Here is a 15778-nt window from a genome sequence, read left to right as displayed (position 1 = left end):
GCTGAGTTTGGTGGCCTTCCATGGATACCGCCAGAGTCCCTCGGTCCCCCGATGGAGTTCACTTCGTGAATGCGTTGCCTCATGTCCTCGGCGTCGCGGCGGTGGCCACCGTCCTGCTGGCGTCCGGCTGTGGTTCCGACTCCGCCACGACCGGCGCCCAGCCTGCACCGGGCCGGACCGGTGGCGCTCCCGCCGCGTTCGTCGAGTGCATGCGCAAGAACGGCGTGAACATGCCCACAGGCCGCCCTGGCGGCGCACCCACGGCTCAGCCGGGCGGTTCCCCGTCAGCTCGGCCGAGCGGCGGACCGAGGGGCTTCGGCACCATGTCACCGCAGACCCGCAAGGCGTTCGAGGCGTGCCGCTCGCTGATGCCGCAGGGCCGCGCGGGTCAGGGCGGCCGGCGCGGCGGCTTCGACCCCTCGGCGCTCGCGGCCTTCCGGTCCTGCATGAAGGACAACGGCGCCGACCTGCCGGCCGGCGGCGGCGTGCGCCGTTTCGACACCAAGGACCCGGCCGTCGCCAAGGCCCTGGAGAAGTGCCGCCCCCTCCTGCCCACCCCGGCCGCCACCCCGACGGCCGGCTAGAGGCCGTCCGTCCGGGTTCGCGGGGGTTCATCCAGCCGGGCCTCGGCCGCGGGGACGGCCGAGGCGGCGTACTCGGGACGTGGTCAGCGGGGGAACGCCCCGGTGAAGCCGGGGAAGCTCCCGGTGAGCAGGGCCCAGCCCTCCGGCCAGTCGCCGAGGCCGGAGTCGGCGTTGATATGACCCTTACGCCCGATGGGCACCAGCTCCGCGCCGATGGTGGCGGCGACCTCCGCGGCGTGCCCCGGGGAGCCGTACGGGTCGTCGTCGCTGGCGACCACGACCGTCCTGAACGACAGCCGCCGGTGCTTCGGCGCGTCGAAGCCCACCGCCTGCGCGGGGAAGTCCGGCCCGTGCACGTCGGGCACGGCGACCAGGAAGGCGCCGGCCACGTCGTCGTTCTTGTGCTGCGCGGCCCACTCGGTCACCAGCGTGCAGCCGAGGCTGTGCGCGACGAGGATCACCGGACCCTCGACCGCGCGCAGGGCCTGGTCGAACTCGCGCACCCACACGTCGCGGACCGGGGCGTCCCAGGAGGAGTGTTCCACCCAGAGGCCGCCCGGCACCCGGGCGTGCCAGATGGCCTGCCAGTGGCCCGGGCCGGAGTTGCCGATTCCGGCCAGGTACACCAGGGCGGGACCGTGCGTGGCGTCCATGCTCAGACCTCGTACTCGACGCCGACGCCGTCGAAGCGCAGGCGGTCCTGGATGGCGACGCGTTCGTCGTTCTTGTCGTAGCCGGACAGCAGGCCGGCCTCCATCAGCCGGATGACGATCTGCGAGCTCACCTCCCTGACCCCGGAGTCGCTGAGCTGCTTGATCAGGGTCTTGTAGCTCACCGTCTCCTTGACGACGCCCTGGAAGATCTCGCGCTGCTCCTCCTCCACCGGGAACTTGATCATGTCGGTGCCGTCCTCGTTGGCCAGCACCTGCTTGCGCTCCAGCCGGAAGCTCGTCGGCTCGACCTTGTAGTACGGCTTGAGCCGCACCTCGTCGCCGGCCCACCGCAGCCGCGTGATGCGGTTCAACTGCTTGGTGAGACCGCTGATCCAGCGCATCCGGGCGAAGCCGAGCTCGTTCTCGGTGAACTCGTCGCTCAGCTCCTTCCGCTGGTGCCGGCCGATGGCGATCATCGTGGACGCCCGGTCCCGGAAGTCGGCCACCGACGTCGTCGGGTTCTCGAGGTCGTCCTGGACCAGCCGGTCGAACCAGCGCAGGCGGGACAGCCGGGCGTCGTCGGACTCGCTGATCCGGCGCTTGCGCCAGAACTCCGACTCCGGCTCGGTGAAGGAGGCGAAGGTGTAGAACGAGGCGAGGAACTCGTGGTACTGCTCGTAGGTCTCGCGGTAGCTGCGGTTGTACCAGGCGTGGACCTCCTCGCGCTCCTCCTCGTGCCGCGTGATCCGGTCGATCGCGGACGCCGCGCTGACCGCCGACTGCGTGGCCAGGTGGACGCCCTGGGAGAACAGCGGGTCGGTGAAGCACGCCGCGTCGCCGCACAGGAAGTAGGCGCCGCCGGAGAACCATTCGGAGTCGTAGGACCAGTCGTGGACGATGCGCACCTCGTCGACCATCTCGGCGTCCCCGAGGATGGCGGTGGCCCGGACGGCCTGGGCCAGGGTCTCGCGGTAGAAGCGGTCGGGGCCCAGCTCCTTGACCTCGCTCGCCTTGGAGCGGTCTACCACCAGGCCGACGCTGTAGAGGTCGCCCTTGAGGGGGATCATCCACACCCAGCCGTCCTGGAAGGTGATGGAGAAGGTGGTGCCCTTGAGGTCGCCCTCGAACGGCTCCTTGCACCTGAAGTAGGACCACACCGCGAAGTTCTTGTAGAACTCGTCGTAGCGGCGGACCTTGAGCTGCCGCGCCAGCGGGCTGCCCGCGCCGCCGGCGTCGATGACGAAGTCGCTCTCGACCACGCGGGTGTCCTCGCCCTGCCGTACCGTCAGCGAGACGCGGCCGGGGTCGGAGATGTCCACGTCGCTCACGGCGGCGCCCTCGAAGACGGAGATGCCGCGCTCGCGGACCTCGTCGAGCAGCAGGGCGTCGAACTCCTCGCGCTTGACCTGGATGGCGTGGTCGAAGACCCACGGGGCCGTCTTGGGGGTGGCGAAGGAGAAGGTCCAGGGCGCCTGGTCCTGGCCCCACAGGAAGGTCGCCGAGGGCTTCTTCACGAAGCCGGCCGCGTCGATCTTCTCCTGCAGGCCCAGCCGGTTGAGGATCGACAGCGTTCCGGGCAGGAACGACTCGCCGATCCGATAGCGGGGGAACTGGCCCTTCTCGTAGACCTCGACCTCGTGGCCGAGCTTGCTCAGGGTCAGGGCGGCCACGCACCCGGCGGGACCCGCGCCGATCACGGTGACCTTCGCTCGCTTCATCATTGCCTTCCTCAGGACGTCTTGATCGACTTGATGCGGTTGGGGACCAGGTGGGAGTGGCCGCTCGGCGCGTCCTCGAACAGGGTGATGCCGGCCTGGAACCTGCTGCCGCTGCCCGCGTCCACCCCTGGGGCGACGGTGCAGCTCAGGCCGAAGAAGTTGTCGTCACCGATCTCGACGCCGCTCCCGCAGTGGAAGTTGGGCGCCAGGAAGTTGTTCGAGCCGATGCGCGAGTGGTGCCCGATGGAGCAGTGGTAGTGGACGATGTTGAACCCGCCGAGAACGGCGCCCGCGCCGATGTAACAGTCAGGCCCGATGATGTTGCCGGGGCCGAGGAGCTGCGCGGGGTCGACCCGGGCCGCCGGGTGCACGACGTTGACCGCGTCGAGGTCGTGGTCGTCGACCAGGCCGTCGATCAGCCGCCGCCGCTCGGCCGGGTCGGTGAGGGCGAGCACGACGCGGACGCCGGGGCGGGGCTCGAAGTCCGCGAACGGGAGGCAGCGTTCCAGGGGCGCGTGCACGGGCTCTCCGGGAACGGCCAGGTAGCGTGCCACGCGGTGGTCGTGGTGCCCGGCGGCGACCAGGTCGTCGAGGTAGCGGGTGACCTCGACCGCGAACGTCCCCGCCCCGATCACGACGAGAGCGGCGTCGGTCATGGCGTCGACCTCTTCTTCTTGAACCGCTCGGACACGGTGACCGAGTCGATCAGGTTGACCTTGGTGGGCATCTTGAAGGAGTCGACCTTGCCGGTCAGGAAGTCGGCGACGTGCCTGCGCAGCTCCGCGCGGGTCATCTCGCCGCGCGGCCTGACGTCCGCGCACACCGACTGCCCGGTGATGGCGTTGGGCCGGCCGTAGACCACGCAGTCGTCGATGAGCGGGCTGCCGAGCAGGATCGACTCCAGCTCCAGCGGCAGCACCTTCTCGCCGCCGACGTTGATGACCTCCGTGGCGCGGCCCTTGACGGTCATGTAACCGTCGGCGTTCTGCTCGACCAGGTCGCCGGTGCGGAACCAGCCGTCCTCGGTGAGCGCGTCGCTGGGGTAGTTGAGGTAGCCGAGGAACTGGGTGCGGCTCTTGAGCTGCAGCTCGCCGTCGACGACACGGTGCTGGACGTTCGCGTCGTCGATCCGGAAGTAGGTGCTCCGCGAGGACTCGCTGGTGGTCGTCGAGATCCCGGTCTCGCTGGTGCCGAACGTCTGCAGCAGCCTGACCCCGGGGAAGGCGGCGTTGACTCGCGCGAGCAGTTCCTGCGGCATCGGCTCGGTGCCGTAGGTGATCAGGCGCAGGCTGCTGAGGTCGTACTCGCGGTGGTAGCCGCCGATCAGGATCAGGTTCAGGAACGTCGGGCTGGTGGGCAGCAGCCTGATCTTGTGCTTCTCGATGAGCGCGCAGATCTCCTCCGGCGTGCGGCGCCGGGGCACGATTGCGGCCCCGCCCATGCGCAGGGCGCCGAGCAGCGAGTTGAGGCCGCCGATGTGGTCGAAGAGCAGGAACATCAGGATGTTGGCGGGGCGGCCCGCCGTCCGCGCCCGGGTGCCGAGCTTCTCGGCGATGATCGCGTCCAGGTCGTGCAGGATCGCCTTTGGTTCGCCGGTGCTGCCGCTGCTCAGCAGGACCAGGCCGGAGGCGCCGGCGGCGATCAGAGAGTCGTAGGCGCCGGTGGCGGGCGCCCCGGCGATCGCCTCGATCTCCACCTCCGCGCCCACCCGCATCAGGTGCCGCGGCGAGCATGACCTGGTGACGGTGGCGAGCACCGGGTCGGTGAGGCTCACCACGGGCACCAGGACGTTCCGGTTGAGGTAGAGCGCCAGAAGCGCCGCGATCGAGCGGAAGGAGAAGTCGCCGTTGAGCACCACGACGTCGTGGGTGGGCACCCGGTGCTCCGCCAGGAACGTTCCCAGCCGCCGGGTCTCGTCGGCCAGGTCGCGGTAGCCGTACGCCGCGTCCGCGTCGACGACCGCGGTGCGGTCGCCGAGTTCGTCGAACCGGGCGAGAATCGCGTCCCGCATGTCAGTGAACACCCCCAAGGAAGAGCGTCTCGCCCGTGACGAACGAGGACTCCGGAGAGATCAGGAACTCGACCGGCCCGGTGATGTCGGCCATCGTGCACATGCGTTTCAGGGTCTGCCGCTCGATCAGGGCGTCGATCTTCTCTCGGGGCACGGTGCGGGTGAGGACGGTGTGCACCGGCGGTAGGCCGATGCCGTTCACCCGGATGCCGAGGTCGGCGACCTCTTTGCTCATCACCCGTGTGAGCTGCTCGACCGCGCTCTTGCTGGCCGAGTAGGCCAGTTGCCCGGCCAGCGCCCAGGGGACGGCGACGGTGGAGACGTTGAGGACGGCCGGGGAGCCGCTGCTCTTCTGGAGCAGCTTGACGCTCTCGCGGCAGCAGTTCAGCACCGCGAAGAAGTTGACGTCGAAGATCCGCCGGGCGACGTCCTCGGGCGTCATCATGAAGTGGTTCATGGTGGCGACCCCGGCGTTGTTGACGACGGCGTCGAGGTACCCGTGCTCGGTCCGGACGGCCCGGCACATCGCCTTGATCCCTCTGCTGTCGGTGAGGTCCACTTCGTGGTGGCGGTAGCCGGGATGCTCGATGGTGGAGGGCCTGCGGCTGCACCCCACCACGTGGTGGCCGCGGGCGAGGAAGTGCTCGGCCAGGGCCTTGCCGATACCGGTCCGGGTGCCGGTGATCATTATGATCATGATGCGGTGCGGCCCGCCCCGTCCGTCCGGTCCGTCCGGTCCGTCGTGGTCACCGGCTCAGCCGCCCAGCCGCACCGGCTCGGCGTCCGCACCGGGCGCGTCGCCGGCGTCGCCCCCGGCGAGCCGCATCTCCTCCTCGATGAAGTCGATCAGCCGCCGGACGCTGCTGAACGGGCTCATCCGGCGGGAGACGGCCTTCTCCGAGGTCAGCGAGATCTCCACGTCGTACTCGTCCTCCAGTTCCTCCTCCACCCGGGCGAGGAAGTTGACCAGGTGCATGGAGTCGAACACCCCCGCGTCGCCGTAGAGCACCACGCCGGACAGGTTCTCGGTCGGGATCTTCTCGCCCCTGCGCTCGTTGAGCTCCTCGACGACGCCGGTGATCAGCTCGAGCAGTCGGTCGTGCATGACGGTGCCTTTCGTTCGGGCTGGGCGAGCGGACTTCCTGCCCGCCCCGTGGCGGGGCCGCGGTCACGCCACGGCGGGCTCATCGGGTTCCGGTTCCTGTTCGAGCGCGTCGTGCCGCTCCGCGTGCCTGAGCCGCGTGCCCACCACGGTGGCGGCGGCCGCGGTGAGCAGGAACAGCGCGGCCAGGGCGACCATCCCCGAGGTCCCGAGGCTCAGCACGACGGCCAGGAGCACCGGGCCGACGATGCCCACGGCCGCCCCGCCGAGACTGAACACCGAGAGGTACTCCGTGCGCAGGTCCGGGGGCGCGTGCCGGTAGGACAGCTCCCAGCCGCCGACCGCCTGGAGCATCTCGCCGCAGGTCAGCAGGATGGTGGCGACGACCAGCAAGGTGATCGTCAGCCAGGCGTGGGAGTACGACGAGGCGACCAGGACCAGGCTGGAGGCCGCCAGCGTGACCCCGGCGCCGCGCAGCGCCCGGGTGCCGCCGCGCGAGTCGCCGACCCGCTTGGCGAAGTGGACCTGGAGGGTGATCGCCAGCACCGTGTTCACCGTGATCAGGCCGCTGAGCAGGCCGGGCGGGGCGTCGGTCGACTGCACCAGCCAGAGCGGCAGGCCGATGCCGAACAGCACGGTGTGCAGGAACAGCACGCCGTTCACGGTGGTCAGCGCGAGGTAGCGGCGGTCGCGCAGGACGGGCAGCAGGCCGCTGTGCCAGCGGGCGGGCCGGTCCGCGGGGGCCGCCACCTGGACGTGGAGCAGGCCGAAGAGCCCGGCGGAGGCGATGCAGCACAGGGCGCCGATCAGCAGGATCGACCGGAGCATCCAGACGCCGCCGAGGCTGAGGAACGGCGCGGCGGCCAGGGCGCCCAGGCACATGCCGACGTTCGAGACCGAGCCGATGACCCCGAGCGACTTGGTCTGGTCGCGCTCGCCGGCGACGGCGCCCACCACGAGCTGGACCATGGGGAGCACCGGCCCCTGCGAGATCATGAACAGGGACGCGAAGAGGGTGAAGGTCCAGACGTTGTCGGCGAAGGCCAGGGCGGCCAGCCAGGCCGCCCGCCACACCTGCACCATGCGCAGCAGTTGCAGCGGCCCGAAGCGCCTGGCCAGCATGCTCACCGGCACCGTGGTGAGGAACCCGGCCAGGCCGGCGACGGTGAGGCCGGTGCCGACCTGCGCGGTGTTCAGCCCCACGCCCTTGACCAGGAAGACGGTGCCGCCGGCCAGGTAGAGGCCGCTGCCGGTGGCGTAGACCACGACGGCGGCCACGATGAGGCGGCCGTCCCTGCTCGGCAGGATGTAGCTGCCGAGCAGGCGCCGCAGCGCGTCCGAGAAACCGCTCACGAGGCGCCCCCGATCGGCTCCATCTCCGCCCGCACCAGCTCCGACGCCTGGTCCAGCGCCCGCCCGCAGTCGCCGGGGGTGTCCCCGGTGACGATCACGGCGGCCAGGCGCGGCACCACGCCGCGCGGCGGCAGCAGCAGGCGCGCGCCCGGCTCCGCGAGCCGGACCACCTCCACCACGCCCGGCACGGCCGCGGCGTCGGACACCTCCAGGGAGCCGACCACGCCGTCCTCGGGCGGGTAGAGGAAGCGCACCTCCGCGCAGATGTCGCGGGACTGTCCCGCCTCGGGCCGCAGGCCGAGGGCGAGGTCGATCGCCGCGGCGGTCAGGTCGACGCCGGTCGCCAGCTTGCCGAGGTAGGGGATGAAGTCGCCGCCGAGGCGCCCGTTGAGCTCGACCAGGCGCGGCCCGGCCGCGGTGAGCCGCACCTCCGCGTGCGTGAGGCCGGTCTGCACGCCCAGCGCCCGGTGCGCCTCGGCCAGCAGGTCGATGAGGTCGTCCGCCCACGGCTCGGCCCGCCAGGGCGAGACCAGGTGGCCGACCTCCTCGAAGAAGGGGTCGAAGCCGAGCCGCTTGCGGGCCACGTTCACCGGCCGCGCGTCCCCGTCGTGGACGACGGAGTCGACGCTGATCTCCGGCCCGGACAGGAACTCCTCCAGCAGCAGGCCGTCCAGGGGGTCAAGGCCCGGGTAGGCCGCCTCGGTCGCGTGGTGGTACACCTCGGTCAGCTCGCCGGCGTCGTGCGCGACCACCACGCCGACGCTGCCGGCGAGCGATCGCGGCTTGACCACCACGGGGTACCCGATGGCGTCCGCCTCCCTCAGCGCCTCCTCCCGGCTCCGTACGTGGGCGAAGCGGACGCCGGGAAGCCCGGCCTCGCGCAGCAGCCGGCGGGTGGCGAGCTTGTCACGGCAGTTGCGCGCCGCGGAGGGGGACATGTGCGGCAGGCCGAGCCGCGCCGCCGCGGCGGCGGTCACCTCCAGCAGCACCTCGTCCCAGGTGAACACGCCGGCCGGGCCCGGGGCGCCGGCGACGCACTCGCCCACCGCCCGGGTCAGCGCGTCCGCTCCGGAGTCGGCCACGGTGCGGTGACCGGCGAGGTAACCCGACTGCCAGGTGGGTTCGGCGGCGGCGACCAGCGTCACCTCGCAGCGGGCGGCGGCGTCGGCGAACGCGTACTCCCGGTAGGCCCGGCCGCCGCTGCCGACGAGCACGACACGTTCGGGCGCGTCCGGGTCGACCGGGACGCAGCGGAAGTCGAAGTCGCTGATCGTCCGGCGGATCGCCGCCTCGACCTCGGCGGTGCCGGGGCCCCGGTAGCGGAACCGGGCGCCGGAGTGCTCGTATCCGGCGTGGCCGGCCAGTGTCCGGCCGACCACGGGCACGCGCTCGGCGTAGGGACCCGCGTGCTCGCCGTCCGCCGTCCGACCGGCCCGCTCCCCGCCGGACGGTCGCGGCCCGGCGGCGACGACCCGGCACGGCCGGGCGACCGGAGTGGGCACCAGCAGCCAGCCGCCGCGTTCCGTTCCGCTCAGGGAGCGGCAGGCGCCGGGCAGGGGCTCGCCCATCTGGAGGGCGAAGGCGGCCGCCATCAGGTCGACGCCATGCACCTCTTTCCAGATGAACGGCACCTCCGCGCCGCCGGGGCGCGCGCCGACCTCCAGCACCTGAAGCTCAGGCCGCTCGGGCGTCCCCGACAGGAACAGCTCCAGGTGGAACACCCACGGGTCTTGGGACAGGGCGCGCACCACGCGGCCGGTGAACGCGCCCACCGCCTCGATCAACAGCGGATCGTCCAGTTCCACCGAGCCGAGGGCCAGCCCCTCGGTGAACTCCAGGCAGGTGTTGACGTAACGCGACGCCCGCCAGGCGCCGAGGCCCGTTCCGGTGGACACGCCGTCCACGTGCAGGATGTCGTGGGGCAGGTAGGGCTGCACCAGCATCGGCATGTCGCGCGGGAAGGCGTACGCGTCCAGTTCCGCGGGGGAGGCGAGGCGGGTCACTCCGGCGCTCGCGGTGCCGCGCACCGGCTTGACCAGCAGCGGCCAGCCGTGGAGGGCGGCGAAGGCGGCGACCGCCGCCCGGTCCGGCGCGGGCGCGGTGGCCGGCACGGGGACGCCGGCCTCGGCCAGGCGTCGCGCCATGACCAGTTTGTCGCGGAAGGGGGCGAGCTCGCCCGGGGTCTCTCCGGGGACGCCGAGCTCCCCGCGCAGTTCGGCCACGATGTCCAGGTCGACCTCGTGCAGCGCGATGATCCGTGCCGGCCGGCCGAACTCCTCGACCAGGGATGCGACGGCTGCCCGTACCTCCTTGCCGTCCTCCGTGCTGCGGACGATGCGCACCGCCGCGGCCCCCTCCGGCAGTGACCCGGCGGCACGGCCGGTCGTCACATAACTGACGTGGAGGGCGTCGTGGTCGGCGTAGGAGGCGTAGTCCGCGTAACGGTCGCTCCATCGATGGATGACGATGATCTGGTCGGGCACCGACCCTCCCTGTGGTTGACGGACGACGATCGGTCTGCGGACGTGCGGGACGGCCTTGTGCGGCGGGAGGGGCGCCGCCTACTCGGGATCGGCGGCGGCGACCAGGATGTCCCGCAGGAGCAGCAGCAGCCCGGTGACCTCGTCGAAACCGGTGCCCGCCGAGTTCTCGCGCAGGGTGCAGGTGAGCGCCTCCCCGTCCTGCACCTGGAGGTAGAGGGGAGCCCCGATGTTGCGGCCGGCGGTGCCGGTGCGGATCTCCTCGTCGACGGAGGTGTGCTCCTGCTGGTACCGGCCGAGGTAGTTGAAGAAGTAGCGGAAGAAGCCGCTGACCGACCCCTCGAAGGTGCCGTTCACCGAGCCGGTGTAGCCGTGGGCACGTCCGGCCTCCAGCACGTCGTCCACGTTGTACACGCTGTGCCGGTAGGAGCGCAGGGAGTCCCAGTGGACCCGGCGCACCAGCTCGTCGAAGTCCTCCCCGGCCTTCGGTTCGACCAGCAGGGGGACGATCTGGTTCTGGGCGGCGACGAGCGTCTCCCAGCGGGGGTCGCTGCGGTTGTGGGCGTAGACCGCCACCAGCAGCCGGTCGCGGCCGGTGCGGCGGTGGACGGCCAGGCAGAAGGCGGCGAGCACCACCGAGGGCAGCGAGACCGTCAGCCGGTCGGCGATGCGGCCGGCGGCGTCGGCCGCCTCCTTGGAGCCGAGCCGCGCCCAGCGGGTGGACAGCGCCGCCCTGCCCTCGGGCCCGTCGGTCCCGGGCTCCCGCTCCATCGCCGGGGCCGCCTCGAAGACGCCCGTCCAGAACTTGCGTGCCGCTCTGCGGCGGCGCTCCCGTTCCGGCGACCACTGGTCGGCGGCGAGCTCCCGGCCGCTGGGCGCCGGCTCGGGGATGCTCAGCCCGTCCAGCAGCGCGAGGAACTCCTGGTGGAGCTGGTTGATGGCCCACGCGTCCACGGCGATGTGGTGGAAGCAGATGACCAGACGGACGGGAACCTTCTCCACGGTCACCGCGCGGGCGCGCCAGGAACGGTCCACCGCGAGGTCGAAAGGATCGGCCCCGGCCCGTTCGGCCGCCTCCTCCGCCACGCGGGCGGGGTCGTCGTCTCCGTCGATGGTGTCCAGGTGGATCGGCGCGGGCGGCCAGACGGCCTGGATCAGGTCGCCCTCGCCTGCGGGTTCGTAGCGGGTGCGCAGCGACTCATGGCGTCGCTCCAGCGCCTCCAGCGCTTGCTCGACCGAAGCCAGGCTCGCGCCGTCCGGAAGCGTCCAGATCTGCGGCAGATTACAGGCATCCGGAGGAAGCCTTTGGATCGATCGCCATAAGGAAAGCTGGCCGAATGTCAACGGTGCGCGAATGACCGACAGATGCTCCACGACCTGAAACCTCACCGAAACAAATGGGTTTTGAGGAGCACACAGGCAGCGGCCCTGCCGCCCGAATGCCTCGCGGAGGGCGTCATCTTCGTCGCCCAGGAAGAAAGTGAAAAGAATTGTCGCCGAGGGCGAACGGGCTCACCGTCTTGCTTCCGCGAAGACGCTAACGCAGCGCCCCCGCTGCGGAACAGAATGTTCTCAACAGCTGAGACGGACAGATTACCTGCTTCGATCTCAGATTATGACAATCGATGCTTTTGGTGGGCGCTCGCCGCTACCAATGGGTATGAGCCGACGCTATGGATGCCGCTCGACCCGGTATTCCGGCTGCCCGCTATCGGGGCCTTCGCTCACCCTCAAACCGGGAATCTCTTCTCACAATAGTGCGGCATCACGTGAAACACCGGCCGGATGTGAGACCGTTACCGACGGCCGGACGTCCGGACGGCCGGACGGCCGGACGGCCGGCGGCGGGGCGATCACCGCGCCGATCACCGCGCCGTGCTCACTCGTTGGCGGCCGGTGGGGATACCTTGTCCCCGCTGGGGCATGACCGGTCGTATGGCAGGGAACAACGGGTTGCTCACGGCCCTTACGACCCTGCGACGTCAGCTCGATCGCGATCTGTTCCCCCTCGCGATCGGGGACGTCGCGTCGCATCGTCGTGCCCTCAAGGAGCTGAGAGGCCAGCTCGACGACTACCTGCTGCCGCGCGTCGCCGCCATGGACGCCCCGCTGCTGGCCGTGGTGGGCGGCTCCACCGGAGCGGGCAAGTCGACCCTGGTCAACTCCCTCGCCTCCGCCGACGTCACCGAGCCGGGCGTGCTGCGCCCGACCACGCTCGCGCCCACCCTCGTCGCCAGTCCCGCCGACGAGGCGTGGTTCACCACGCAGAACGTGCTGCCCGGCCTGGCCAGGACGACCGGGCGGGGACGCGGCGAGCCGGGCACGCTGCGCATCGTCACCGCCGGCACCCTGCCGGCCGGGCTCGCGCTGCTCGACGCCCCCGACATCGACTCGGTGGTCACCGCCAACCGCGAGATCGCCGCCCAGCTCCTGGCCGCCGCCGACCTGTGGCTGTTCGTCACCACCGCCGCCCGGTACGCCGACGAGGTCCCGTGGGGCTTCCTGCGCAGCGCGCGCGAACGCAGCACGGCCCTGGCGGTGGTCCTGGACCGCGTCCCCCAGGAGGCGCTGGAGCCGGTGACCGCCCACCTCACCCGCCTGCTGGACGCCAACGGCCTGGGCGGGACGCCGCTGTTCACCGTCCCCGAGGTGGCGCTGCCCGAGGAGAACGCCCGCCTGCCCGAGCAGGCCGTCCGCGAGGTGCGCGGCTGGCTGGCCGCGATCGCGGCCGACGCCCAGGCACGGGCCGAGGTCGTGCGCAGGACGCTGTCCGGGGCGCTGGACAGCGTCGCCGCCCGGGTCCCCGCCCTGGCCGACCAGGCCGACCGGCAGCGGGCCGGGCTCGCCGACCTGCGGCTGTCGGTGGAGTCGGCGTACGGGGCGGCGATGGCCACCTTCGACGACGGCATCCGCGACGGCTCGCTGCTGCGCGGCGAGGTGCTCACCCGCTGGCAGGACTTCATCGGCACCGGCGACCTGATGCGCTCGCTGGAGTCGCGCATCGGCTGGCTGCGCGAGCGCATCGTGGCCGCGTTCATGGGCACCCCGCCGCCCGACACCCGGCTGCGGGTCGCCCTGGAGACCGGGGTCGAGTCGCTGATCAGGTCCGCCGCCGACGCCGCCGCCGAACGCACGCTGGAGGCGTGGTCGGGCATGCCCTCGGGCCGTGACGTCATCGAGCGCGCCGGCGCGGTCACGGCCGGGCGGCTCGGCCGCGCGTCCTCGACGCTGCCCGACCGCGCCGCCTCGGCCGTGCGGGCCTGGCAGGCGTACGTGCTCGACCTGGTCGCCAAGGAGGGGGCCGAGAAGCGCACCACCGCGCGGCTCGCCTCGTTCAGCCTGAACGGCCTCGGGCTGCTGCTCATGCTCATGGTCTTCGCCTCGACCGGCGGGCTGACCGGCATCGAGGTCGGCATCGCGGGAGGCACGAGCGTGCTCAGCCAGAAGCTGCTGGAGGCGGTGTTCGGCGACCAGGCCGTGCGCGCCCTCACCCAGGCCGCGCGCGACGACCTTCGCGAACGGGTGAGCGTGCTGCTGGAGGAGGACGCCGCGCGGTTCACCTCGCTGCTGGAGGGCGTCGAACTGCCCGAGCAGGTCTCGGCCGATCTACGCCGCGCCGCCCAGGCCGTCCGCGACCACCGCGACGAGGTCACCACCCGCCCCACCGGCTCCCCGGAGGACGCGGCCCTCACCGGCCCGCCCGGCGACGCGCCGCCGGTCCGGGACGCGCCGCCCGTCCGGGATGAGCCGCCCGGCGCCGCCGTCCGGCCGCGCTCGGGGGACCGGTCGTGAAGGTCCTGAGGCGGCACAAGAGCGTGCCGCTGGACGACCGGCTCGCCGCGCTCGCCGAGGCGGCCGAGCTGGCCGAGGGACGGCTGCAGGCGGCGGCGGTCGCGCGGGCCGCCGGCGTGGTCGCCCGGGCCGGGACGCGCCGGAGCCTGTCGGTCGAGCACACGGTCGTCGCTCTCGCCGGAGCCACGGGAAGCGGCAAGTCCTCGCTCTTCAACGCCCTTTCCGGCACCTCGCTCGCCACGGTCGGGGTGACCCGGCCGACCACCTCCACCGCGCAGGCCGCGATGTGGGACCCCGAGGGCGCCGGACCGCTCCTCGACTGGCTGGAGGTCCCGCGCCGCCACACGGTCGGCGAGGACGGCGGGATGGACGGCACGCTGTCCGGGCTCGTCCTGCTCGACCTGCCCGACCACGACTCGATCGAGGCGGCCCACCGGTTGGAGGTCGACCGCCTGGTCTCGGTGGTCGACCTGCTCGTGTGGGTGCTCGACCCGCAGAAGTACGCCGACGCGGCCGTCCACGAGCGCTACCTGCGCCCGCTGCGGCGGCACCGCGACGTCATGCTGATCGTGCTGAACCAGGTGGACCGGCTGTCCCCGCCGGCGGCCGACCGCTGCGTGCGCGACCTGCGGCGGCTGCTGGAGGAGGACGGGCTGTCCGGGGTCCCGGTGGTCGCGACCTCGGTCCGGGAGGGCCGGGGCGTCGCCGAGCTGCGGTCGGCGCTGGCCAGGCGGGTGGCCGACCGGCACGCCTGGACCGCGCGCCTGGAGGCCGACGTGCGGCAGGCCGCCGACGTCCTCGCCGCCGCCTCCTCCGGCGTCCTGACCGCCGGCGTGCCGGCGGACGGCGCCTCCTCCTCCGGCATCCCGGCGGACGGCGCCTCCTCCTCCGGTGTCCTGACCGCCGGCGTCCCGGCGGAGGCGGCCTCGCCGCCGGGGGAGCCGGAGACGTGGGCCGAGGCGTCGCGGGCGCTGGAACGGCGGGCCGAGGCCGCGGAGAAGGCACTGCCGGACGAGCTGTCCCGGCCGCTGACCGCCGCGCTCGCGGAGGCCGCGGGCGTTCCCACCGTCGTGGAGGCCGTCCGCAAGGCTCACCGGCACCGGTCGGTCGCGGCCACCGGCTGGCCGGTCACCCGCTGGCTGCGCCGGCTGCGGCCCGACCCTCTGCGCCGCCTGCACTTGGGCGGGGCCTCGGCCGCCGCCGGCGGGCGCACGTCCATCCCGGCGGCCTCGGGCGTGCAGCGGTCCCGGATGGAGACCGCGATCAGGGACGTGGGCTCGGCCGCCTCCGCTGACCTGCCCGAGCCGTGGGCGGTGGTCGTCCGCGGAGCGGCCCGGTCACGGGCGGACGACCTGGCCGAGACCCTGGACCGCGCGGTGGCGACCACCTCGATGGGCGCCGGACGGCGGCCCCGGTGGTGGCGGGCCGTGGGCGTGCTCCAGTGGCTGGTGTTCACCGCCATGCTCGCCGGGGCCCTGTGGCTGTTCGCGCTGTTCGTCATGGACTACCTGCGGTTCCCCGAGGTCCCCACCCCGACGCTGGACACCGTCCCCTGGCCGACCGTTCTGCTCGTCGGCGGCGTGCTCGCCGGGTTGCTGATCGCCCTGCTGTCGCGCGCGGCGGCGGCCGTGGGCGGCGCCCGCCGGGCGCGCAAGGCCCGGCGGGCGCTGTGGGGCGGCGTCGACCAGGTCGGCCGCGAGCTGGTGCTCGACCCGGTGCGGGACGAACTCCACCGCGCCCGCCGCTTCGCCGAACTCCTCACCACCGCCCGCGGCTAGTGGGTCGTCCGCGGACGTTCACCGGGCCGGGCGCCGTAGCAGGCGCCGATATCGCCGTACCACGACCCGCAGCCCCGGCGCCGATCATCTCCAGCACATGGCCGGAGTGGGAAGTCCCGCCTGGTGGAGGTCTCTGGTCACCGCGATAGCCGACGTTCGGTGCTGGACGGCCGGGGGAGTCGTCTCGGGCTCACTCCTCAGACGGACCGCCCGGGGGCCGCCCTGGCGCCGATCATCTTCAGCATGTGGCCGGAGTGGGAAGTCGCGCCCGGTGGAGGTCTCTGGTCAGTGCAATGGCCGACGTCCG

General features: G+C 72.5%; 11 protein-coding genes and 1 pseudogene. 3 read left to right on the top strand and 9 right to left on the bottom strand.

Translation table 11 applies throughout. The features are described from left to right. Positions 1-65 precede the first annotated feature (65 nt). The gene (locus ACFQSB_RS18950; protein WP_380828020.1) at positions 66-584 is read left to right on the top strand and encodes a hypothetical protein; all 519 of its coding nucleotides are present in this window, start codon (positions 66-68) and stop codon (positions 582-584) included. An 83-nt stretch (positions 585-667) separates the two neighbouring features. Here the strand turns inward: ACFQSB_RS18950 and ACFQSB_RS18945 are convergent, their stop codons facing one another. The 9 genes and pseudogenes from ACFQSB_RS18945 to ACFQSB_RS18905 all read right to left on the bottom strand — a co-directional run bounded on the left by ACFQSB_RS18945 (position 668) and on the right by ACFQSB_RS18905 (position 11275). Next, entirely contained in the window at positions 668-1237 is a 570-nt protein-coding gene (locus ACFQSB_RS18945) for an RBBP9/YdeN family alpha/beta hydrolase (protein ID WP_380828019.1), read from the bottom strand. Positions 1238-1239: 2 nt separating this feature from the next. Further along, positions 1240-2940 (bottom strand): annotated as a pseudogene (gene cmlS / locus ACFQSB_RS18940) (chloramphenicol-biosynthetic FADH2-dependent halogenase CmlS); the annotation flags it as partial. Positions 2941-2966: 26 nt separating this feature from the next. After that, positions 2967-3611, bottom strand: a complete 645-nt coding sequence (locus ACFQSB_RS18935) for an LbetaH domain-containing protein (RefSeq protein WP_380828018.1) — start codon at positions 3609-3611, stop codon at positions 2967-2969. Further along, positions 3608-4966 carry an ANL family adenylate-forming protein gene (locus tag ACFQSB_RS18930; protein WP_380828016.1) on the bottom strand — a complete coding sequence of 453 codons (1359 nt, stop codon included), beginning with the start codon at positions 4964-4966 and terminating at the stop codon, positions 3608-3610. The genes ACFQSB_RS18935 and ACFQSB_RS18930 overlap by 4 nt, the downstream gene beginning before the upstream one ends. Position 4967: 1 nt before the next feature. Beyond that, on the bottom strand, positions 4968-5654 hold the full coding sequence (locus tag ACFQSB_RS18925) for an SDR family NAD(P)-dependent oxidoreductase (RefSeq protein ID WP_380828014.1): 687 nt from the start codon (positions 5652-5654) through the stop codon (positions 4968-4970). 66 nt (positions 5655-5720) lie between these two features. Next, the gene (locus ACFQSB_RS18920; protein ID WP_354845528.1) at positions 5721-6071 is read right to left on the bottom strand and encodes a hypothetical protein; all 351 of its coding nucleotides are present in this window, start codon (positions 6069-6071) and stop codon (positions 5721-5723) included. 63 nt (positions 6072-6134) lie between these two features. Next, positions 6135-7421 (bottom strand): MFS transporter, encoded by a 1287-nt coding sequence (locus ACFQSB_RS18915; RefSeq protein ID WP_380828012.1) that lies wholly within the window; start codon positions 7419-7421, stop codon positions 6135-6137. After that, positions 7418-9904, bottom strand: a complete 2487-nt coding sequence (locus ACFQSB_RS18910; RefSeq protein ID WP_380828011.1) for an ATP-grasp domain-containing protein — start codon at positions 9902-9904, stop codon at positions 7418-7420. The genes ACFQSB_RS18915 and ACFQSB_RS18910 overlap by 4 nt, the downstream gene beginning before the upstream one ends. 78 nt (positions 9905-9982) lie before the next feature. Next, positions 9983-11275 (bottom strand): condensation domain-containing protein, encoded by a 1293-nt coding sequence (locus tag ACFQSB_RS18905; protein ID WP_380828010.1) that lies wholly within the window; start codon positions 11273-11275, stop codon positions 9983-9985. Positions 11276-11836: 561 nt separating this feature from the next. On the opposite strand from ACFQSB_RS18905, the gene ACFQSB_RS18900 reads away from it, so the two are divergent. Continuing rightward, positions 11837-13693, top strand: a complete 1857-nt coding sequence (locus tag ACFQSB_RS18900) for an ABC transporter (RefSeq protein ID WP_380828009.1) — start codon at positions 11837-11839, stop codon at positions 13691-13693. After that, positions 13690-15471, top strand: coding sequence for a GTPase (locus tag ACFQSB_RS18895; protein WP_380828008.1), 1782 nt, complete (start codon positions 13690-13692; stop codon positions 15469-15471). The genes ACFQSB_RS18900 and ACFQSB_RS18895 overlap by 4 nt, the downstream gene beginning before the upstream one ends. Positions 15472-15778 lie beyond the last annotated feature (307 nt).

It is taken from the genome of Sphaerisporangium rhizosphaerae (genome assembly GCF_042665155.1).
GTDB classification, from domain to species: domain Bacteria; phylum Actinomycetota; class Actinomycetes; order Streptosporangiales; family Streptosporangiaceae; genus Sphaerisporangium; species Sphaerisporangium rhizosphaerae.
Note: the sequence above shows the minus strand (reverse complement) of the source record. Positions and strands in the feature narration are given on the sequence as shown.

Excerpts from the sequence above, each read along its gene's own strand:
- ACFQSB_RS18945 (WP_380828019.1), bottom strand. The coding sequence starts at position 1,237 with ATGGACGCCACGCACGGTCCCGCCCTGGTGTACCTGGCCGGAATCGGC.
- ACFQSB_RS18920 (WP_354845528.1), bottom strand. The coding sequence starts at position 6,071 with ATGCACGACCGACTGCTCGAGCTGATCACCGGCGTCGTCGAGGAGCTC.
- ACFQSB_RS18925 (WP_380828014.1), bottom strand. The coding sequence starts at position 5,654 with ATGATCACCGGCACCCGGACCGGTATCGGCAAGGCCCTGGCCGAGCAC.
- ACFQSB_RS18935 (WP_380828018.1), bottom strand. The coding sequence starts at position 3,611 with ATGACCGACGCCGCTCTCGTCGTGATCGGGGCGGGGACGTTCGCGGTC.
- ACFQSB_RS18930 (WP_380828016.1), bottom strand. The coding sequence starts at position 4,966 with ATGCGGGACGCGATTCTCGCCCGGTTCGACGAACTCGGCGACCGCACC.
- ACFQSB_RS18900 (WP_380828009.1), top strand. The coding sequence starts at position 11,837 with ATGGCAGGGAACAACGGGTTGCTCACGGCCCTTACGACCCTGCGACGT.